Consider the following 20,379-nt stretch of genomic DNA (forward strand, 5'->3'; position numbering starts at 1 on the left):
TACCGTAAAGGGGATTGTTATGAGTCGTGATGTCGTCGTTTTAAGTGCTGTACGTTCTGCAATTGGCGCCTTTAATGGATCGCTCAGTAGCCTTGAGCCAAGTGAGCTCGGCGGTATTGTGATGAAAGAGGCCGTAGTGCGCTCTGGCGTAGATCCAGCATTGATTAATTACATCACGGTAGGGAACACGATTCCTACCGATAACCGTTACGCATATGTTGCTCGCGTAGCCTCTATCCAAGCCGGTCTGCCAATGGAATCTGTGGCGATGGCCTTGAATCGTTTGTGCAGCTCTGGCTTACAAGCGATTGTGACAACAGCTCAAGCGATTATGTTGGGTGATTGTGATTACGGTGTTGGTGGTGGTGTTGAAGTGATGTCACGCGGCATGTATGGTTCGCCAGCAATGCGAAGCGGTGCGCGCATGGGTGACACCAAAATGATCGATTTGATGGTGTCTGTTTTGACTGATCCATTTGGCGTTGGTCACATGGGTGTTACAGCTGAGAACCTAGTTGAAAAGTGGAAACTCACCCGTGAAGAGCAAGATGCTCTCGCAGTCGAGTCCCATCGCCGTGCGGCACACGCTATTAAAGAAGGTCGTTTTAAGTCTCAAATTGTTCCAATCACCATCAAAACTCGCAAGGGTGATGTGGTATTTGATACGGACGAGCATTGCAAGCCAGAAACCACCATGGAAACTTTAGCGAAGATGAAAGCGGTCTTCAAAAAAGAAGGTGGTAGTGTTACTGCAGGTAATGCATCTGGCATCAATGATGGTGCAGCATTCTTTGTCTTGGCAGAAGCAGAAGCGGCAAAAAAGGCTGGTCATAAGCCAATCGCCCGTTTAGTTTCTTATGCTATTGCTGGCGTTCCCAATCACATTATGGGTGAAGGTCCAATTCCTGCAACCAAGATTGCTCTTGAGCGTGCTGGACTGAAATTAGACCAAATCGATGTGATTGAGTCTAACGAAGCGTTTGCTGCTCAGGCATTGGCCGTCACTAAAGGTTTGGGTTTAGATCCGGCCAAGACTAACGTGAATGGTGGGGCGATCGCATTAGGTCACCCAATCGGTTGCTCTGGTGCCGCAATTGCTACTAAAGCTATCCACGAGTTACATCGTGTTCAAGGTAAATATGCTTTGGTGACCATGTGTATTGGTGGTGGACAAGGTATTGCAACTATTTTTGAGCGCCTTTAAGCAATCAGTAGTAAGGCAGCATCCAAGCCGACTCGGTCAAAAGCCGCGTCGGCTTTTTCTTTGACAATCGGTTTTGCTCTATAGGCAATACTGATTCCAGAGTCCTGCATCATTGGCAGATCGTTAGATCCGTCGCCCATGGTGATGGAGTTCTCTTTATGGCAATCCATCAGACTGCATGCTTGCTGAAGATAGGCATTTTTAGCGGCACCATCAACAATATCGCCAATGACTTTACCCGTTAGTTTGCCGTTAACGATTTCTAAGGTGTTGGCTTGAGCTTGTTTGAAGCCTAACTCTTGCTGTAGCTTTTCGGTAAAGAAAGTAAAACCACCAGAAACTAGCAGCGTATAAAGACCCCGAGCATTTGCTCCAGCTAGTAATTGAGCAGCGCCAGGGTTGGGGCGTAAACGTTCTTTGTAGACCGAATCAAGTACATCAGCAGATACTCCAGCCAAGAGAGCTACGCGTCTGCGCAAGCTTTCTTTAAAGTCTTTAATCTCGCCGCGCATGGTGGCCTCAGTGATTTCTGAGACAGCTGCTTTCTTGCCAGTAAAGTCGGCAATTTCATCAATACATTCAATGTTGATGAGAGTGGAGTCCATATCCATAGCCAGGACTTTCGCTTCACTTGGATTAAATCCTGAGGAAAGAAAAGCCAAATCCGCATCGTGTGCAGCAGCAATATCACGTATGGCAACCCTTGCTTCCGGAAGTAAGGCTTGTGAGCAAGTCCAGCGTGCAGTGAAGTATTTTGAGTCCGTGCGCTCCATGCTCCCCTGAGCAATTGCAATGCCTAAGACTTTTGCATGCTCAATCAATGCGATGTTTAATTCTGCAGGGATCACAGCATTAGCAAGGGCGACAAGTGTAAGGTGACTAGGCATGGTTGGTGGACAATAAATAATTAATTAGCTTGAGCAGTATTGAGCATGGCAGACGCATTCAAGCTTCTCAGAACTTTACGAATGTGCTCTAAACGTTGCTCCAGTTTCTCAAAATCATGCTCTTTTTGGGGAAGAATTTTTAATTTATCTTGACCATTCAGTTGTATATATTTTGATGATTGGATCAGTTGAATAATCTTCATCGGGTCAATTGGTGGATTGGGAATAAATTGAATCTGAATAGATGTCGGACTGGCATCGATCTTTTTAATACCAAAGCCGACCATCTCGAGGCGTAAGCGATGGGTTTCATAAAGGGATTTAGCCTGGTCAGGTAAATCACCATAGCGATCTACTAGTTCCTCGCGCAATCCCATCAGTTCAGAAAAATCGTTTGTACCAGCAAAGCGCTTATACATCGACAGTCGCTCGTGCACATCTGGGCAATAGTCATTTGGAAAGAGGGCTGGTACACCTAAATTGACATCGGTTGTCGCTTGGAGTGGTGACAGGAGATCTGGCTCTTTACCGCTACGCAGAGATTTCACAGCACGATTGAGCATCTCGGTATAGAGCTGAAATCCAATTTCATGAATCTCACCAGACTGCTTATCGCCTAAGACTTCACCAGCGCCACGAATTTCTAAATCGTGCATTGCCAAATAGAAACCAGAACCAAGTTCTTCCATGGCTTGAATGGCATTTAAACGTAATTGCGCTTGCTTACTGAGCGCTTCTGGATCTGGTACTAGTAAATAAGCATAGGCCTGATGATGCGATCGTCCAACACGTCCGCGTAATTGATGCAACTGCGCCAAGCCAAATTTATCAGCACGATGCATGATGATGGTGTTAGCGGTCGGAACATCAATGCCAGTTTCAATAATGGTGGTGCATAACAAGATATTGGTACGCTGAGTTACAAAATCACGCATAACCGACTCCAACTCACGTTCGTGCATTTGACCGTGCGCTACGCTGATGCGTGCTTCTGGAATCAGTTCTTGTAATGCGTGCTTACGATTTTGTATGGTTTCGACTTCGTTATGCAAGAAGTAGACCTGTCCGCCACGCTTAATTTCTCGAAGGACCGCTTCACGAATAACGCCATCACCTTCTCGTCGCACAAAGGTTTTGATGGCTAAGCGCTTCTGTGGCGCGGTTGCAATGACAGAAAACTCTCGCAAACCTTCCATAGCCATACCAAGAGTTCGTGGAATCGGTGTGGCAGTTAAAGTCAAAATATCTACTTCAGCACGTAATGCCTTGAGGGCATCCTTTTGACGTACACCAAAGCGATGCTCCTCATCCACAATCACTAGGCCTAAATTAGCGAACTGAGTTTCTTTTGAAAGCAGCTTGTGTGTGCCAATAATGATGTCAGCCTCACCATTAGCGATGGATGCTAGTGCAGTATTTATTTCTTTAGTGGTTCTAAAGCGGGAGAGCTCAACGATGCGCACAGGCCAATCAGCAAAACGATCTTTCCAAGTCGCGACATGTTGCTCGGCGAGAAGGGTAGTTGGCGCTAAGATCGCTACTTGCTTGCCACCCATGACCGCAACAAAGCTTGCACGTAGGGCAACCTCTGTTTTACCGAACCCTACATCACCACATACCAGTCGATCCATCGGTGTACCACTAGTCATATCCCCAATGACTGCAGCAATAGCGTTTGCTTGATCGGGTGTCTCTTCAAAGCCAAAGCTTTCTGCAAACGCAGCGTAATCATGTGCTGAGAATTCAAAAGCATGACCTTTACGAATAGCTCTCGCGGCATACAGATTTAAAAGTTCAGCTGCGGTGTCGCGTATTTGCTGGGCAGCCTTACGTCTGGCTTTGTCCCACTGGCCTGAGCCTAGCTGATGTAATGGTGCTGAATCAGGATCGGAGCCCGCATAACGTGTCACCATCTGTAGTTGTTGCACTGGCACATAAAGAGTGGCATCTTTGGCGTATACCAAGTGCAAGAATTCTTCAAAAATGGGCTCTTCTTTCGGTGGCGCTAAATTCAGAAGCACCAAACCTTGATAGCGACCGATCCCATGATCCGAGTGCACAACCGGATCACCGATTTTGAGCTCCGATAAATCTTTAAAGAGCATATCTGGATCGGCGCTCTCACTCTCTTTACCTTTGCGTCTTTGACGAGCAGTGGCTGTAAACAGCTCTGCTTCCGTTACGATGATCAAGTTTTCAGCAGGCCAGGTGAAGCCATTAAATAATTGTGCTGTTACCAGACCAAATAGGGCATCAGTCTTTATAAAATCGGAGACGCCCTCAAAGCTCTCTGGCTTGAGTGGATAGAGTGGTTTACCGTGCTGACCAGCTACTGAATTACTCTCTTCAAAGAGTTGGCGAATGGATTCTTTACGACCATTGCTGTCGCTGCAAATGAGTACACGCACCTTTTCTTGAGAAACTAAAGTGCGTAGTCGATTAATGGGGTCGGCGTCTCGCCTATGTACGGATAGATCTGGAACGGCCAAAAATTGCGGGGACTCTTTTGTTTCTTTATCTGCTTCTTTGTTCAATGCCAAGCGCGCATATGGCTTGGCTGCTGTAAAGAATTGATCTACATCTAGAAATAATTCGGCTGGCGAAAGAATAGGGCGGTCAAGATCATGTTTTAAGAATTCATATCTAGAAAGTGTATCTTTCCAAAAGCTCTTAATAGACTCTTCAACATCACCTATGCTCACGGCCCATACTGGATCACCTGAGCGAGGAAAGTAATCAAAGACTGTCGATGACTCTTCAAAAAAGAGCGGTAGATAAGATTCAATACCTGCACTAGGAATTCCTAGGTTAGCATCTTTATAGATTGAGCAACGTGTTGGATCACCTTCAAATACCTCGCGCCAGCGCCCCCGAAATGCGGTACGTGAAGCATCATCAAACGGAAATTCGTGACCCGGTAATAAGCGGACTTCTTTTACTGGATAGAGACTACGTTGAGTATCAGGATCAAAAGCCCTAATTTGCTCAATCTCATCACCAAACAGATCGAGGCGATAAGGCAAGCTAGAGCCCATTGGAAATAAATCAATCAAGCCACCACGAATGCTGTATTCACCCGGGCGCATGACTGAACTTACGGGATCGTAACCTGCCTGCTGAAGCTGCAGTCTGAGCGCGACTTCGTTGAGCTTGTCACCCTGCCTAAAGAAGAAGGTGTGGCCAGATAGAAAGTTTGGTGGCCCTAGTCTTTGTAGTGCTGTAGTAATTGGGACTAAAACGATATCGCAACTGCCATTAAGTAATTCATAAAGAGTGGCCAAGCGTTCTGAAACTAAATCCTGGTGTGGCGAGAAATGGTCGTAAGGCAGGATTTCCCAATCAGGCAGCAGGCGTGTTTTGAGTTGTGGAGCAAAAGCCGGGATTTCTTCCAAAAGGCGCTGCGCCTCCTGTGCTTGAGCACAGAAAATGACCATGACGGAGAACTCTGAGCGATATCGAAGAGCGGATTGGGCGACCAGCGCTGCATCTGATGAGCCAACTAGGCCTGAAAAGGTAAAGCGCTGCCCAGCCCGCGGTGCGGGTATGGGGGGTGCTAGTTTTAATGCATCAGACATCTGCGCTCATTATAGAATCAGGTATGACCGCCGGAAATCAATCTTCAAAGTCTTTGCCACAATGCCATGCTCTATTGCCTACGGCAGGCACGGGGTCTCGTCTAGGTGGAGTTTTGCCAAAGCAGTTTCGGGAGCTGGCTGGAAAACCGATGCTAGCCTACACCCTAGATGCTTTTATCAATACTCCAGAGATATCCTCCATTTGGGTGGGTGTAAGCCCTAGTTTTATAGATAACCCAATTCTTGGTGAGCTTTCCAGTACAGCCCCAGCGATTCGGTTCACTCCAAGCGGTGGACCAACCCGCCAAGAAACTGTTCGCAATACCCTAGCTGAGATGCTTAAAGCAGGTATTCCTGAGAGTGATTGGGTTTTAGTGCACGACGCTGCTCGGCCTGGAGTTACGCCAAAACTAATTCAAAAACTGATTCTTGCCGTAAGTCAAACGGGCGAGGGCGGCTTATTGGCCATGCCGCTAGCTGATACCCTCAAGATGGCCGATGCTAATTCCGCGATTGCTGGGAATCCCAACCGAGCTGTGAAGACGATATCCCGAGATCATCTGTGGCAGGCCCAAACACCTCAGATGTTTGGTTTAAAGGAGCTGCACGATGCTATTGAAGAGGGTATTCGCTTGGAGGCAGATATTACAGATGAGGCTAGTGCTATGGAGCTTGCTGGCAAAAATCCCTTATTAATTGAAGGTGCGACTAGCAACTTCAAAGTAACCCACCCAGCAGATTGGGATTTGATGCAAACCATCTTAAGAACCTCTATAAACTAAGCATCAAGAGAGTATTCACAACCCCCATGACATCAAGCACACCCCATATCCCTCAATTCCGAATCGGCCAAGGGTATGACGTTCATGCCTTAGTCGAGGGTCGCAAGCTCATCCTCGGCGGAGTTCATGTTCCTAGTGAAAAGGGCTTGCTGGGACATTCGGACGCGGATGCCTTGTTGCATGCTCTCACTGATGCTTTGTTAGGCGCTGCAGGCCTAAATGATATTGGCCAGCTATTTCCAGATACAGATCCGCAGTACAAGGATATGGATAGCCGCATTTTGCTCAGAGCGGCTTTGCAAAAGATCCAAGCAGCTGGGTTCCATTTAGGTAATGTGGATGCAACGATTATTTGCCAAAAACCTAAATTAGCTACTTTTTTACCGGAAATGGTCCGTAATATCGCAGCAGACTTGCTGCTTACGCCCAGTCATGTCAACCTCAAAGCGAAAACCAATGAATCTCTTGGGCACCTTGGCAGGGGCGAGGGCATAGCAGTCCATGCTGTAGCTTTGCTTTACAAGGTCTAAATATCCTCCAAAACCGCTAAGCATTGTAGAATTACGGTCTTTAGAGTGAAGCTTCAGCTCGGTAGTGTTTGCGGAATTCGCGCGAGGATGGCGAAATTGGTAGACGCACCAGGTTTAGGTCCTGACGCCAGCAATGGTGTGGGGGTTCGAGTCCCCCTCCTCGCACCACAAGATAGCTACTTGGCTTGGGCTTCACGTAATCCGATTTTCAATTAAGAGACGAGAATGGCTGTGCAGATAGAAAATTTAGGTCAGTTAGACCGCAAAGTGACCTTAGAGTTCGCTCGTGCCGATTTGGCTAAGGCGAGAGAAGACCGTTTAGCTAAATTGGGTAAAACCATGAAAGCTGCAGGCTTTCGTCCAGGCAAAGTGCCTAAGACTATGGTTGAAAAGCAATACGGTATGCAGGTCGATTTTGAACTCCAGTTTGATAAAGCCTCTGAACTGTTCTATGAACTGGCTCAAAAAGAAAAAATTCTATTGGCTGGCCAACCCCGTCTTGATCCTAAATCAGAATTAGACGCAGATAAAATAGTGTTTGATGCTTACTTTGAAGTCTTGCCAGAAGTAAAAATTGGCGATTTCAGCAAAGCAGAAGTAACCAAATACACAACCGATATCTCTGATGCAGAGATCGATCGTGCACTGGATGTATTACGCAAGCAACAAGTTCATTACCATCCACGTGGCGATGCCGGTGCTCATGGTGATGGCGGCCCAAATACAGCCGCGCAAGCTGGCGACCAGGTTGTAATAGATTTTGTTGGCAAGATTGATGGTGTTGAATTTGCTGGCGGTAAAGCAGAAAACTTTGAATACGTACTTGGCGAAGGCCGTATGCTCCCTGAATTTGAAGCTGCTACATTAGGCCTTAAAGCAGGTGATAGCAAGACTTTCCCATTAAGCTTCCCAGCCGATTACCACGGTAAAGATGTTGCCGGTAAAACTGCTGATTTCACCATCACCGTAAAGTCAGTCAATTGGGCGCACCTGCCAGTAGTCGATGATGCATTCGCTTTATCCATGGGGGTTGCTGAAGGTGGTGTTGCGAAGATGCGTGAAGAGGTCAAAGAAAATTTAGATCGTGAAACCAAGAGACGCATTACTTCCTTGTTAAAAGGCGAAGTCATGGAGAAGCTCAACAGCATTTGTGAGCTGGATGCACCTAAGTCTTTGGTTGCTCAAGAGCAAGAGCGTTTAGTAGAGTCTGCGCGTCAAGACTTAATGCAACGTGGCATTCCAAATGCTAAAGATGCCCCAATTCCGGCTGAGATGTTTGCTGAACAAGCCCTTAAGCGTGTTCGCCTTGGTTTAATTTTGAGCGACTTGGTTAAGCAGCAGAATTTGGCTGCTACTGCAGATCAAATTAAAGCGGAGATTGATGAGCAAGCTGCTACTTACGAAGATCCAAAAGAAGTGGTGCGTTGGTTCTACAGCAATCCTAGCCGCCTCAAAGATATCGAGAACTTGGTACTTGAAGATAACGTGATTAAGTATTTCACTTCGCAAGCTAAAGTGATTGACAAAGCAGTTACCTTCGAAGAACTCAGCAAGCTCAACTAAGTCATTAATTAATAAAGGTCTGATCACATGAACCAGAATCATTTCCAGTCTGAGAATTTAGAGCCCAAAGGTTTGGGTTTAGTTCCAATGGTCATTGAAACCTCTGGTCGAGGTGAGAGGGCTTATGACATTTACTCTCGCTTACTTAGAGAACGCGTAGTTTTCTTGGTTGGTGAAGTAAATGATCAAACTGCTAACTTAGTGATTGCACAGTTGCTATTCCTCGAGAGCGAAAACCCGGATAAAGAAATTTCTCTCTACATTAACTCTCCTGGTGGATCTGTATCCGCTGGACTGGCAATTTACGACACGATGCAATTCATCAAGCCGCATGTGAGCACATTGTGTATGGGTATGGCTGCCAGTATGGGAGCATTCTTATTATGTGCTGGCGAGAAGGGCAAGCGTTATGCCTTGCCGAATTCACGCGTCATGATTCATCAGCCATTAGGCGGTGCACGTGGTCAAGCTTCGGATATTGAGATTCAAGCTCGTGAAATTCTTTACCTACGTGAGCGCTTGAATAAGATTTTGTCTGATCGCACAGGTCAAACGATTGAAACAATTGCCAAAGATACTGATCGCGATAACTTTATGTCAGCAGACCAAGCCCAAGAGTATGGCTTGATCGATAAAGTCATTGATAAGCGTCCTTAATTCAAATTTCTTTATAGACGACCATTTTGAGCGATATCAACACTACTACTAGCGCAGACAAAGTTCTGTATTGCTCTTTTTGTGGCAAGAGTCAGCACGAAGTTAAAAAGCTGATTGCCGGTCCGTCGGTATTTATTTGCGACGAGTGTATTGACCTCTGTACAGACATTATTCAAGAAGAGTTATCAAAGCTGCCTAAGCTTGAGGGCGATGATTCACTGCCAACACCACATCAGATTCGTGAGAATTTAGATCAATATGTGATTGGTCAAGATCATGCCAAGAAGACTTTGGCGGTAGCGGTTTATAACCACTACAAACGCTTGCAGTATTTGCCAAAGCCAAAAAAAGAGAAGCTCGATAAAGATGGTAAGCCTGTAGATTCTTCTGATAAAAAAGAATCTAAGCTTCCTGCTAAAGCCATGGTTGACGGTGTCGAGTTGGCTAAGAGCAATATCTTGCTGATCGGCCCAACGGGCTCTGGTAAAACATTGTTGGCTCAGACCTTAGCGCGTATGTTGGATGTGCCGTTTGTGATGGCTGATGCAACTACCTTGACCGAAGCGGGTTATGTTGGTGAAGACGTAGAAAATATTATTCAAAAACTGTTACAGGCTTGCGACTACAACGTAGAAAAAGCGCAGCGTGGCATTGTTTATATCGATGAGATTGATAAGATTTCTCGTAAATCAGATAATCCATCGATCACTCGTGACGTATCGGGAGAGGGTGTTCAGCAAGCGCTCTTAAAGCTAGTTGAGGGCACTATGGCTTCTGTGCCGCCCCAAGGCGGACGCAAGCATCCAAACCAAGATTTCTTGCAAGTCGACACTACCAACATCCTATTCATCTGTGGTGGCGCATTTGATGGTCTTGAGAAGGTCATTCAGCAACGTACTGCGAAGACCGGTATCGGATTTAATGCTACGGTTCCAGGTAAGGATGATCGCGGTATCAGCGACCTCTTAATTGAAGTGGAGCCCGAAGATCTCATTAAGTTCGGCCTCATTCCTGAATTGATTGGTCGATTACCAGTTGTAGCTACTTTGGCGCAATTGGATGAATCCGCCTTGATCCAAATTTTGACTGAGCCTAAAAATGCCTTGGTTAAGCAATACCAGGCCCTGCTGACGATGGAGGGCTCTGAGTTGGAAGTTCGCCAAACTGCTTTGTCAGCCATTGCTAAAAAAGCGATTGCTCGCAAAACTGGTGCTCGCGGTCTTCGCTCTATTCTTGAAGGATCCCTTATGGAGGTGATGTATGACCTGCCATCCCTGAAGAATGTTCAAAAGGTGGTCATTGATGAAAGTACCATTGCCGAGGGTGGCAAGCCCATTTTGGTCTACAAGCAAGGTGAAGAATCTACGGAATTGAGCAAAAAAGCCTAATTTTTGCTATTTTTTGCTGTTTTCAGTAGTTTTTTGCCACTTTTTGCACATTTCCCCCTTGTTTTTCGCCAGGCGGCACCCACATAGGTAGTATCCTGTTCTTAAATAATGACCGTATCTAGTGGTGCGGCATTTTTAGAGATTTTTACGGAACGACTATTTTGGAGGAATTGCCCTATGCCTGGCCACTTATTACTACCCTCTGAACCTATTCAACTGCCACTGCTCCCATTAAGGGATGTGGTGGTGTTTCCCCACATGGTCATTCCATTGTTTGTGGGTCGCCCAAAATCCATCAAAGCACTAGAAGCTGCTATGGAGACTGGCAAGAATGTGCTCTTAGTAGCGCAAAAGACTGCTGCGAAAGATGAGCCTGGCGTAGAGGATCTCTACGATGTTGGTTGCATTGCCAATATTCTGCAGATGCTTAAATTACCTGACGGTACTGTCAAAGTATTGGTGGAAGGGGTTCAACGCGCTGAAGTCAGTCAAGTCGAAGATAGCCAAGGCTACTTCTCTTGCGAAGCTACTCCAACGCCAATGTCTTCATTAGACGCTCACGAGACTGAGGCATTACGTCGCGCCATCATGGCCCAATTTGATCAGTATGTGAAGCTGAACAAAAAAGTCCCCCAAGAAATTCTTTCCTCATTAGGTGGCATTGATGATCCAAGCCGTTTAGCGGATACCATTTGCGCGCATCTGCCAGTCAAGCTTGAGCAAAAGCAACGTTTGCTGGAAATGGCTGATGTAGTGCAGCGACTTGAAAGTCTATTGGCTGATCTTGAGAGCGAGATTGATATCTTGCAAGTGGAGAAGCGTATTCGTGGACGTGTAAAGCGTCAGATGGAAAAGAGTCAGCGTGAGTACTACTTGAATGAACAAGTCAAAGCCATTCAAAAAGAATTAGGCGAGGGTGAAGAGGGCGCTGATCTCGAGGAACTCGAGAAGCGCATTAAAGCGGCTCGCATGCCTAAGGAAGCTCTTAAAAAGGCTGAGTCTGAACTGAAGAAACTGAAGTTGATGTCACCAATGTCCGCCGAAGCAACAGTGATTCGTAACTTTATAGATACTTTGGTGACACTTCCATGGAAGAAGAAAACCAAGATCAACAATGATTTAACGAATGCCGAAAAGGTGCTAGATGAAGATCACTACGGTCTTGATAAAGTTAAAGAACGTATTTTGGAATATCTTGCGGTTCAACAACGAGTTGATCGTGTTAAGGCTCCAATCCTCTGCTTAGTAGGTCCTCCGGGTGTTGGTAAAACTTCCCTAGGCCAATCTATTGCCCGCGCTACAAACCGTAAATTCGTACGTATGGCTTTGGGTGGCGTTCGTGACGAATCTGAAATTCGGGGGCATCGTCGAACCTATATTGGCTCTATGCCAGGCAAGATCCTATCTAGCTTGACTAAAGTGGGTGTGCGTAACCCTTTATTCCTCTTGGATGAAGTCGATAAGATGGGCATGGATTTTCGTGGAGATCCTGCAAGTGCCTTGCTAGAGGTTTTGGATCCGGAGCAGAATCACACGTTCCAAGATCACTATGTTGAAGTTGATTTTGATCTCTCAGATGTGATGTTTGTTGCTACATCGAACTCATTGAATATTCCCGGTCCACTATTAGATCGATTGGAAATTATTCGTCTTGCTGGCTATACGGAAGATGAGAAGACGAGTATTGCTACCAATTACTTGATCCCCAAACAGATTAAAAATAATGGTCTCAAGAAAGATGAATTGAAAATCGAAGAATCTGCTGTCCGCAGCATGATTCGTTATTACACTCGTGAAGCAGGCGTTCGTTCCTTGGAGCGAGAAATCAGCAAGATTTGCCGTAAAGTGGTGAAGTTGCTTCTCCTGAAAAAAGAAGCTGCTCCAGTCACCGTAAACGCTGACAACCTAGAGAAGTTTTTGTCTGTGAAGATGTATGACTTTGGTCTCGCAGCAAAAGAGAATCAAGTTGGCCAAGTAACTGGTCTGGCTTGGACAGAGGTTGGCGGCGATCTACTGACTATCGAAGCAGCAGTCATGCCGGGCAAAGGTGTTATTACTCGTACGGGCTCCATTGGCGATGTCATGAAAGAGTCTGTAGAAGCAGCAAAAACTGTCGTGCGCTCACGAGCAAGAGCGCTTGGTATTACTGACGAAGCATTTGAGAAGAAGGATATTCATATTCACTTCCCCGATGGCGCGACTCCGAAAGATGGCCCATCAGCTGGTATCGCAATCACGACTGCCTTGGTATCTGTATTTACAGGGATTCCAATCCGTTCAGATGTCGCAATGACGGGTGAGATTACCTTGCGTGGAGAGGTTCTTCCGATTGGTGGTTTAAAAGAGAAGCTATTGGCAGCGCATCGCGGCGGCATCAAGTTAGCATTGATTCCAGAGGAGAACGTCAAAGATTTAATTGACATTCCTGACAACGTCAAGAATGCAATTGAAATCGTACCGGTTCGCTGGATTGATAAAGTCCTGGAATTGGCTTTAGAGAGAAAACCGGTTGCTTTGCCTGAGCCCACGCCTGAAGAGCTTGCAAAAAAGGCTACCGAAGCCAGCAAAGCCAATGAAAAGATTTCTTCTGGAGAGGTCTTGAAGCACTGATGCCATTGGATGTATGAGGGATTTTGAGTCAGATTGAACGGTTTATTACAGCCCAATTTGGTGAAGAATCCCTCTTTTATTCTCACACTAGGTTACAATCTCGTCTGTATTAATTTGGGGCGCTTAGCTCAGATGGTAGAGCGTCTGCCTTACACGCAGAATGTCGGCGGTTCGATCCCGTCAGCGCCCACCAGTTTCCCATTTGCAATTGTTTTCCCTCCAATAGGCTTTCTAGTTCCTTCTAGACCTTCCGCCTAGTACACTCGTATTATTGATTTTATTTTCGAGCGATTAATTCATGTTTGATTCAGTACGTAAACACCAAAGACTTCTGCAGTTTGTTTTGATGTTGTTCATAGTGCCTTCTTTCGCCTTATTCGGCATCTCGAGTTATTCCGAATTTATGGATAAAGAAACTGACATTGTGAAAGTAAACGGTAAACCCATTACTGCACAAGAAGTAGATGCAGCTGCAAAACGTCAAGCTGAGCGTGTTGGTGGAAATGTTCAGATTGCTCAAAGCTTGCCGTTTCGTCAGGCAATCCTAAATGAGTTATTGCAACAGCGCATTCTTGGATTTGCTGTCAGCGACCTCCGCCTGCAAGTAGGTAAGCAAGAGCTTGTCAATAGCCTGCAAAAGATTCCGCAGATTCGCGCTTTATATCGGCAAGATGGCACATTTGATGATGCGCGCTTTAAGCAGTTGCTCGCTAGCAACGGCATGAATGAGGAGCAGTTTTATGCTGGCCAAAGTTTTGATTTAAAAATTCAACAGCTAGTAAATTCAGTGGCCAGAACAGAGTTAGCCAGTCCAAAATTATCTGAGATTGTTTCATCTTTATATGAGACTGAAAGACAGATTCAGACTTTGCAGTTCAATGCTAAAGATTATTTAGCTAAAGTAAATCCAAGCACTGAAGAGTTGCAGGCTTTTTATGATGCCAACGCAAAGTTGTTTGAACAGCCCGAATATATTGATGTTGAATATATTGTGTTAAAGGCTGATCCGAAAGAGGATTCCAAGGCTTTTAATGAAAAAGCAGATCAGTTTGCCAATATGACTTACGACCAGTCGGACAGCTTAAAACCAACTGCGGATAAATTAAAGCTCAGCATTCAAACTCAGAAGGGCGTGACTCGTGGCGGCGCAACTGGTGTATCCAGAGACCATCCTTTAGCCAATGCCAAGGTAGTCCAGTCCCTCTATGGTGATGAGGCTCTTAAAAATAAGCGCAACACCGAGGCTGTGCAGATATCGCCCGGTGTGTTTGTATCTGCTCGAGTGCTGACTTTTTATCCAGCACAAGTCTTACCTTATAAGGAGGTTGCGGCAGAAGTGCGGCGCCAAGTGAGTCAACGTGCCGCTGAGAAGTTGGCAATTACCGCTGCTAATGAACGATTAGCTGTCCTTCAAAAGGATCCCAAAGATACTACGGGCTTTAGTAGCCCTACATGGATTTCACGTAATAAGCCTGGCAGCCTAGTGGGCCCATCCATGGATGAGGTCATGTCCGTAAGTGCAAACGGATTGCCAGCCGTAGTTTCTGTTAATAATCCAGGTATTGGCAGTACGATTTATCGTATTGATCAGGTTCGTCAACCGTCAACGGTAGATGCCAAGGTTCATCAAGCGCAAGCACAGCAGATCCAAGCATTGGCTGCGCAGTCAGAGTTTGCGGGTTTTATGAGTTACTGGCGTAATAGCGCTGGTGTTAAGGTGATTAACCCACTAAAGCAAGCAAGCACGGGTAGTGCGGGAAGCTAAGCTAGGGTAGTTTTTTCAGCAAGTTACTGTATGGGGCCATTGAGCCCCATACATTTTTAAAGATCATGCTTTGCGCCTCTACATTGGGGTGTAGTCGATCCGCTTGAAATAATTCTGGTTTAGTGGCAACGCCTTCTAAGAAGAAGGGTAGTAACTCAATTCGCTCCTGATTCGCTATCTGAGGATAGAGCTGTTGAAATTGCTTGGTATAGGTTTGGCCATAGTTTGGAGGAATCTGAATGCCGCAGAGTAAAACCTTCGCGCCGGATTTTTTACTCATCTGAATCATCTGTCGTAGATTTGCCTCAGTTTGATTTATAGGCAAGCCCCTCAAAGCATCGTTAGCGCCTAACTCGATGAGGACAATTCCCGGTTTTTTCTGACTTAAGAGGGCGGGTAGACGAGTTAATCCACCAGAGCTTGTCTCACCGCTAATGCTGGCATTAAATACGCTCCAAGGACTTTTTTCCTTTCCAAGCTCTGCCTCAAGCAGCGTAACCCAGCCAGTGCCCCGTGGTAGGCCATATTCCGCTGAAAGACTATCGCCCAACACCAGAATGACAGGCTTTACTTGTGCCCAAGAACAAATACTCATTAAGAGGCAAAATAGACCCGTAATAAATTTATTGGCGATTAAAAGCTGAGTCTGCATTTTTCCATTCTTGAAAATTTTTCACATGAACAAACAGTCTAATTCCATTGTTGCCGATCGGGTAAGCAAGCTGGTTAATACGGCTGATGGCAACCTCAGTATTTTGCACGACCTGAGCTTTGAGATTGAGCAGGGCGAAAGTGTGGCCATTGTGGGGTCGTCAGGCTCTGGAAAAAGTACTTTGTTAAGTCTGCTGGCTGGACTAGATCTGCCCAGCACAGGGCAAATTGAGCTCATGGGTCAAAACCTGAGCTTGCTAGATGAAGATGGTAGGGCACGTTTACGTGGTCAGTTAGTTGGATTCGTCTTTCAATCATTCCAGCTCTTACCTCACCTGACTGCTCTAGAGAATGTGATGCTTCCACTTGAGATTGCTGGAGAAGCTCAGGCGCAAGCTCGTTTGTCCGCCCTAGAGTGGCTAGAAAAGGTCAGCTTAACTCCTAGGGCTAATCATTTTCCTAAAACCCTTTCTGGTGGCGAGCAACAGCGAGTGGCGCTAGCACGAGCCTTCATCAATAAGCCCACCATCCTGTTTGCTGATGAACCCACTGGAAGCCTTGATGAGGCCAGCGGAAATAGGGTGATTGAGCTCCTTTTTGAGCTAAATCGAGAGAATTCCTCGACACTAGTTTTGGTAACCCATGATCCAGCCTTGGCTGCTCGGTGTGGACGCCAATTGAGTCTGCATGGCGGACGATTGGCTTAATCAAAACCTTATAATCTTGGCATGTCATCATTCTGTTGCTTGCCCGGGGCAAATGCCCTTTCTGCCTTCCGCCAACAGCGACTTTTAGCTTCGCTCGCAGCCCAAGGAATTCAACTTGAGTCTATTGAGGCTCAATATCTTCATTTCATTTGGTCCGAGTCTGAACTCAACACCAAATATAAAGAGGTGCTCGATAGTCTGCTGACTTACGGCCAGCCTTTTGTATCGATCATGAAGAATAGCGGTTTGGTATTTAGTAAAGCTGCTGACAAACAATCTGCGATTTCGATTCCCCGTTTTGGCACAGTTTCTCCATGGGCTAGTAAAGCCACGGATATTGCTCGGCAGTGTGGCCTTCAAATTTTACGGATTGAACGTGGTGTTCGATACGCATGGCAAAGTAAAAAATCACTCAATGCGGAACAAGAACGGCTGATATTAACCGCGCTTCATGATCGGATGACGGAAGTTGTTATCGGCGATGTCAATGAAGCAAACGCTTTGTACCAATCTCTTCCCGACAGGCCTTTTGTACGTATCCCCGTGCTTGCTGAAGGTAGAGCGGCATTAGATAAAGCCAATCAAGAATTAGGCCTTGCCCTCTCTGAAGATGAGGTGCTTTACCTAGTTGAGAACTTTATACGCTTAAAGCGCAATCCGAGTGATGTGGAATTGATTATGTTTGCTCAGGCAAACAGTGAGCATTGCCGTCACAAGATATTTAATTCCAGCTGGACGATTGATGGAGATGATCAGGAAAAATCCTTATTTGCGATGATTCGTAATACACATCAACTTCAGCCTGAAGGTACTATCGTTGCCTACTCTGATAACTCAGCGGTGATGGTAGGGGCTGAATCGGAAACTTGGTCAGCTAAAGGTCAAGATCGTCGTTACGAAAAAGATACGCGACTAGTGCACACCTTAATGAAGGTGGAGACGCACAATCATCCTACGGCAATTGCACCATTTCAAGGTGCATCCACTGGTGCTGGTGGTGAAATTCGAGATGAGGGTGCTACTGGTGTAGGTGGGCGCCCTAAGGCTGGACTTACTGGTTTCACTGTATCCAACCTGAATATCCCAGGTACTAATTTACCTTGGGAAGCTGAGAAATACGGTAAGCCTGAGCGCATCGCTACACCACTCCAAATCATGATTGATGGACCCTTAGGCGGCGCTGCATTTAATAATGAATTCGGCCGCCCTATCCTGGGTGGTTATTTCCGCGTGTTCGAACAAACCTTAGAAGGAGTTCGTCGCGGTTATCACAAACCCATCATGATTGCGGGTGGTATTGGTAGCATCGACTCTATCCACACGGCCAAGAAACAAATTAAAGCAGGTCACTTGTTTATTCAATTGGGTGGTCCTGGTATGCGCATTGGTATGGGTGGCGCAACGGGGAGTTCTGTTGCAACCGGCACTAACACGGCAGATTTAGATTTTGATTCAGTCCAGCGCGGTAATCCAGAAATGGAACGTCGCGCTCAAGAGGTGATTAACTCTTGTATTGCCATGGGCACGAATAATCCCATTGTGTCGATTCATGACGTTGGTGCTGGTGGCGTATCTAATGCATTCCCAGAACTTGCTGATGGTGCTGGTTTAGGTGCGCAATTTCAATTGCGTAAAGTGCCGCTAGAAGAAAGCGGTATGAGCCCTGCAGAAATTTGGTGCAATGAATCTCAAGAGCGCTATGTTCTAGCAATTGAAGCTAAAGACCTAGAGCTTTTCAAGTCTCTATGTGAGCGGGAGCGTTGCCCATTTGCTGTAGTCGGTGAAGCGACAATAGAGCGTCAACTTCAGTTAAGCGATAGCAAAGAAGTTGCTGGTAGCGATGCTGCCATGCCAATTGATATGCCAATGGAGGTATTGCTTGGGAAGCCCCCACGCATGCATCGTGATGTAAAGCGCGTTGCTCAAGAATTTGAAGAGCTAGATGTCACCGACGCCGATCTAGCTCAATGCATTGCCTGGGTTCTTCAGCAACCTACCGTTGCTAGTAAGTCATTCTTAATCACTATCGGTGACCGTACCGTCGGTGGCCTGAACGCGCGCGACCCCTTTGTAGGCCCATGGCAAGTACCTGTGGCCGACTGTGCTGTTACCTTAATGGATTACAAAGGTTATCGCGGTGAAGCAATGTCGATGGGTGAGCGCACTCCATTAGCCGTGATCGATGCACCAGCAGCCGCCAAAATGGCTGTAGGTGAAGCCATCACGAACTTATTGGCTGCAGATATTCGCCGCTTAGAGGACGTTAAGCTTTCTGCTAACTGGATGGCCGCCTGTGGATCACCTGGTGAGGATGCAAAGTTATACGACTCAGTTCAAGCTATTGGTATGGATTTATGTCCAGCGCTAGGAATTTCTATTCCAGTTGGCAAAGACTCCTTATCTATGGCGACAGCATGGCAAGAGGGTGGTCAAGCTAAAAAAGTCGTTTCTCCAGTTTCGCTGATCATCTCTGCTTTTGCTGCAGTTCAGGATGTTCGTAAAACATCAACGCCTTTGCTACAACTGCAAGATGAGTCTGGCACAGCCTTAGAGACTGAATTGATTTTGATTGATTTGGGTCGCGGTAAAAACCGCATGGCTGGAAGTATCTTGGCTCAAGTGCTCAATCAATCCGGTAAATCAGCTCCTAATGTAGATTACCCGGAAGACCTCAAAGCCCTGGCCGCCGCGATCATTGAGTTGCGTAAAGGCAATCAATTACTGGCATATCACGATCGCTCAGATGGTGGTTTATTTGCCTGTATCGCAGAGATGGCTTTCGCATCTCATACTGGTATCTCCATCAATGTCGACATGATTGCAGTAGATGTTGGACAAGAGGCTGATTGGGGGGATGCTAAGAACTGGGCGCAACAGGTATCTGGACTTCGTCATGAACAGACCATACGTGCATTATTTAATGAAGAGCTGGGTGCAGTCATTCAGACGCGAAAATCAGATCGTGAAGCTGTATTTTCCGTTCTGCGTAAGTTGAACCTCAGCGCTTATAGTCATGTGATTGCGCAGCCTAATACCAATGGTCGTATTGAAATTTGGCGCGATGCTAAGAATATTTTTGCAGAGTCGCGTGAAGTACTTCAAAAAATGTGGGCAAACACCAGTTATCAGATTGCTCGCTTACGCGATAACCCAGACTGCGCTGATAACGAATTTTCACTCCTCGATCATGTTGCTGATGCAGGAATGTCTCCCAAGTTAACGTTTGATATTGCGGATGATGTTGCGGCGCCATTCATTAATCAGAATGTTCGTCCTAAAGTTGCTATCTTGCGAGAGCAGGGCGTCAACTCTCATGTGGAAATGGCCTACGCTATGAACTGGGCAGGCTTTGATAGCTACGATGTTCACATGTCAGATTTACTTTCTGGTAAATCCAAGTTGGATGATTTCCGTGGCTTGATTGCCTGTGGTGGATTTAGCTATGGAGATGTATTGGGTGCAGGTGAGGGTTGGGCGAAGACTATTTTATTTAATAGCCAACTACGAGATCAGTTTTCCACATTCTTTAGCCGTCAGGATAGCTTTGCGCTAGGTGTTTGTAATGGTTGCCAAATGATGAGCAATCTTGCAGGCATTATTCCAGGCGCAGAAGCTTGGCCAAAATTTACGCGTAATCAGTCTGAGCAATACGAAGCGCGCTTGGTGATGGCTGAGGTAATGGCTTCACCTTCAATCTTTACGCAAGGCATGGCAGGTAGTCAGTTACCAATTGCTATTGCGCACGGTGAAGGTTTTGCTAATTTCAGCCAGCAAGGTAACTTAGAGGCTTTGCAAAAACAAGGATTATCGGCACTACGATTTGTAGATCACCAAGGTAGTCCAACTGAAATCTACCCAATGAACCCAAACGGTTCGCCTGGTGGCTTGACAGGGCTTACTACTCCGGATGGACGATTTACTGTGATGATGCCGCACCCTGAGCGAGTGTTCAGGACTGTGCAGATGAGCTGGGCTCCAAAGGAATGGTTGGATATGCCTGATGGAGCGAGTCCTTGGATGCGCTTATTCCGCAATGCGAGAGTCTGGGCTAAATAAGTTA

General features: G+C 46.2%; 13 protein-coding genes and 2 tRNA genes. 12 read left to right on the plus strand and 3 right to left on the minus strand.

All coding sequences use genetic code 11. The annotated features are described in order from the left end of the window. Window positions 1–19 precede the first annotated feature (19 nt). Window positions 20–1,204 carry an acetyl-CoA C-acyltransferase family protein gene (locus tag ICV89_RS05230; RefSeq protein WP_215310210.1) on the plus strand — a complete coding sequence of 395 codons (1,185 nt, stop codon included), beginning with the start codon at window positions 20–22 and terminating at the stop codon, window positions 1,202–1,204. On the opposite strand, the gene serB is transcribed toward ICV89_RS05230, so the two are convergent. Together serB and mfd are read right to left on the minus strand one after the other, a co-directional pair. Beyond that, window positions 1,201–2,091 carry a phosphoserine phosphatase SerB gene (gene serB, locus ICV89_RS05235; protein ID WP_215310211.1) on the minus strand — a complete coding sequence of 297 codons (891 nt, stop codon included), beginning with the start codon at window positions 2,089–2,091 and terminating at the stop codon, window positions 1,201–1,203. The two genes, ICV89_RS05230 and serB, sit on opposite strands and share 4 nt — an antisense overlap. Window positions 2,092–2,111: 20 nt before the next feature. After that, on the minus strand, window positions 2,112–5,666 hold the full coding sequence (gene mfd / locus ICV89_RS05240) for a transcription-repair coupling factor (RefSeq protein WP_215310212.1): 3,555 nt from the start codon (window positions 5,664–5,666) through the stop codon (window positions 2,112–2,114). Between the two features lie 23 nt (window positions 5,667–5,689). Between mfd and ispD the strand changes: the two genes are divergently transcribed. From ispD to ICV89_RS05285, 9 genes are all read left to right on the plus strand, one after another. Further along, window positions 5,690–6,448, plus strand: coding sequence for a 2-C-methyl-D-erythritol 4-phosphate cytidylyltransferase (gene ispD, locus ICV89_RS05245; RefSeq protein ID WP_215310213.1), 759 nt, complete (start codon window positions 5,690–5,692; stop codon window positions 6,446–6,448). Window positions 6,449–6,474: 26 nt separating this feature from the next. Further along, window positions 6,475–6,978, plus strand: coding sequence for a 2-C-methyl-D-erythritol 2,4-cyclodiphosphate synthase (ispF, locus tag ICV89_RS05250; protein WP_215310214.1), 504 nt, complete (start codon window positions 6,475–6,477; stop codon window positions 6,976–6,978). Between the two features lie 81 nt (window positions 6,979–7,059). After that, a tRNA-Leu gene (locus ICV89_RS05255) sits at window positions 7,060–7,146 on the plus strand. A 57-nt stretch (window positions 7,147–7,203) separates the two neighbouring features. Then, window positions 7,204–8,541: a trigger factor gene (gene tig / locus ICV89_RS05260; protein WP_215310215.1), complete on the plus strand. Its 1,338-nt coding sequence runs from the start codon at window positions 7,204–7,206 to the stop codon at window positions 8,539–8,541. A gap of 27 nt (window positions 8,542–8,568) precedes the next feature. Beyond that, the gene (gene clpP, locus ICV89_RS05265; RefSeq protein ID WP_215306976.1) at window positions 8,569–9,198 is read left to right on the plus strand and encodes an ATP-dependent Clp endopeptidase proteolytic subunit ClpP; all 630 of its coding nucleotides are present in this window, start codon (window positions 8,569–8,571) and stop codon (window positions 9,196–9,198) included. A 35-nt stretch (window positions 9,199–9,233) separates the two neighbouring features. Continuing rightward, complete coding sequence (gene clpX / locus ICV89_RS05270; RefSeq protein ID WP_370624487.1) at window positions 9,234–10,586, plus strand: ATP-dependent Clp protease ATP-binding subunit ClpX; 1,353 nt, start codon at window positions 9,234–9,236, stop codon at window positions 10,584–10,586. Window positions 10,587–10,763: 177 nt separating this feature from the next. Further along, window positions 10,764–13,196 carry an endopeptidase La gene (gene lon / locus ICV89_RS05275; RefSeq protein WP_215310217.1) on the plus strand — a complete coding sequence of 811 codons (2,433 nt, stop codon included), beginning with the start codon at window positions 10,764–10,766 and terminating at the stop codon, window positions 13,194–13,196. Window positions 13,197–13,313: 117 nt separating this feature from the next. After that, window positions 13,314–13,389, plus strand: a tRNA-Val gene (locus tag ICV89_RS05280). Window positions 13,390–13,494: 105 nt separating this feature from the next. After that, window positions 13,495–14,961 carry a peptidylprolyl isomerase gene (locus ICV89_RS05285; RefSeq protein WP_215310218.1) on the plus strand — a complete coding sequence of 489 codons (1,467 nt, stop codon included), beginning with the start codon at window positions 13,495–13,497 and terminating at the stop codon, window positions 14,959–14,961. A 1-nt stretch (window position 14,962) separates the two neighbouring features. Here the strand turns inward: ICV89_RS05285 and ICV89_RS05290 are convergent, their stop codons facing one another. Continuing rightward, window positions 14,963–15,613, minus strand: a complete 651-nt coding sequence (locus ICV89_RS05290; protein ID WP_215310219.1) for an arylesterase — start codon at window positions 15,611–15,613, stop codon at window positions 14,963–14,965. A gap of 25 nt (window positions 15,614–15,638) precedes the next feature. Here ICV89_RS05290 and ICV89_RS05295 point away from each other — a divergent pair, with 25 nt between their 5' ends. Beyond that, window positions 15,639–16,319 carry an ABC transporter ATP-binding protein gene (locus ICV89_RS05295; RefSeq protein ID WP_215310220.1) on the plus strand — a complete coding sequence of 227 codons (681 nt, stop codon included), beginning with the start codon at window positions 15,639–15,641 and terminating at the stop codon, window positions 16,317–16,319. A 21-nt stretch (window positions 16,320–16,340) separates the two neighbouring features. Beyond that, the gene (purL, locus tag ICV89_RS05300; RefSeq protein ID WP_215310221.1) at window positions 16,341–20,375 is read left to right on the plus strand and encodes a phosphoribosylformylglycinamidine synthase; all 4,035 of its coding nucleotides are present in this window, start codon (window positions 16,341–16,343) and stop codon (window positions 20,373–20,375) included. The last annotated feature ends 4 nt before the right edge of the window (window positions 20,376–20,379 follow it).

The organism is Polynucleobacter sp. Adler-ghost, assembly GCF_018688495.1.
In the GTDB taxonomy this organism is placed as follows: domain Bacteria; phylum Pseudomonadota; class Gammaproteobacteria; order Burkholderiales; family Burkholderiaceae; genus Polynucleobacter.

What these genes read in the sequence shown, in the direction of transcription:
- purL (WP_215310221.1), top strand. Translation starts at nt 16,341, where the DNA reads ATGTCATCATTCTGTTGCTTGCCCGGGGCAAATGCCCTTTCTGCCTTC.
- mfd (WP_215310212.1), bottom strand. Translation starts at nt 5,666, where the DNA reads ATGTCTGATGCATTAAAACTAGCACCCCCCATACCCGCACCGCGGGCT.
- serB (WP_215310211.1), bottom strand. Translation starts at nt 2,091, where the DNA reads ATGCCTAGTCACCTTACACTTGTCGCCCTTGCTAATGCTGTGATCCCT.
- ICV89_RS05230 (WP_215310210.1), top strand. Translation starts at nt 20, where the DNA reads ATGAGTCGTGATGTCGTCGTTTTAAGTGCTGTACGTTCTGCAATTGGC.
- clpP (WP_215306976.1), top strand. Translation starts at nt 8,569, where the DNA reads ATGAACCAGAATCATTTCCAGTCTGAGAATTTAGAGCCCAAAGGTTTG.
- ICV89_RS05290 (WP_215310219.1), bottom strand. Translation starts at nt 15,613, where the DNA reads ATGCAGACTCAGCTTTTAATCGCCAATAAATTTATTACGGGTCTATTT.
- ispD (WP_215310213.1), top strand. Translation starts at nt 5,690, where the DNA reads ATGACCGCCGGAAATCAATCTTCAAAGTCTTTGCCACAATGCCATGCT.
- tig (WP_215310215.1), top strand. Translation starts at nt 7,204, where the DNA reads ATGGCTGTGCAGATAGAAAATTTAGGTCAGTTAGACCGCAAAGTGACC.
- lon (WP_215310217.1), top strand. Translation starts at nt 10,764, where the DNA reads ATGCCTGGCCACTTATTACTACCCTCTGAACCTATTCAACTGCCACTG.
- ispF (WP_215310214.1), top strand. Translation starts at nt 6,475, where the DNA reads ATGACATCAAGCACACCCCATATCCCTCAATTCCGAATCGGCCAAGGG.
- ICV89_RS05285 (WP_215310218.1), top strand. Translation starts at nt 13,495, where the DNA reads ATGTTTGATTCAGTACGTAAACACCAAAGACTTCTGCAGTTTGTTTTG.
- ICV89_RS05295 (WP_215310220.1), top strand. Translation starts at nt 15,639, where the DNA reads ATGAACAAACAGTCTAATTCCATTGTTGCCGATCGGGTAAGCAAGCTG.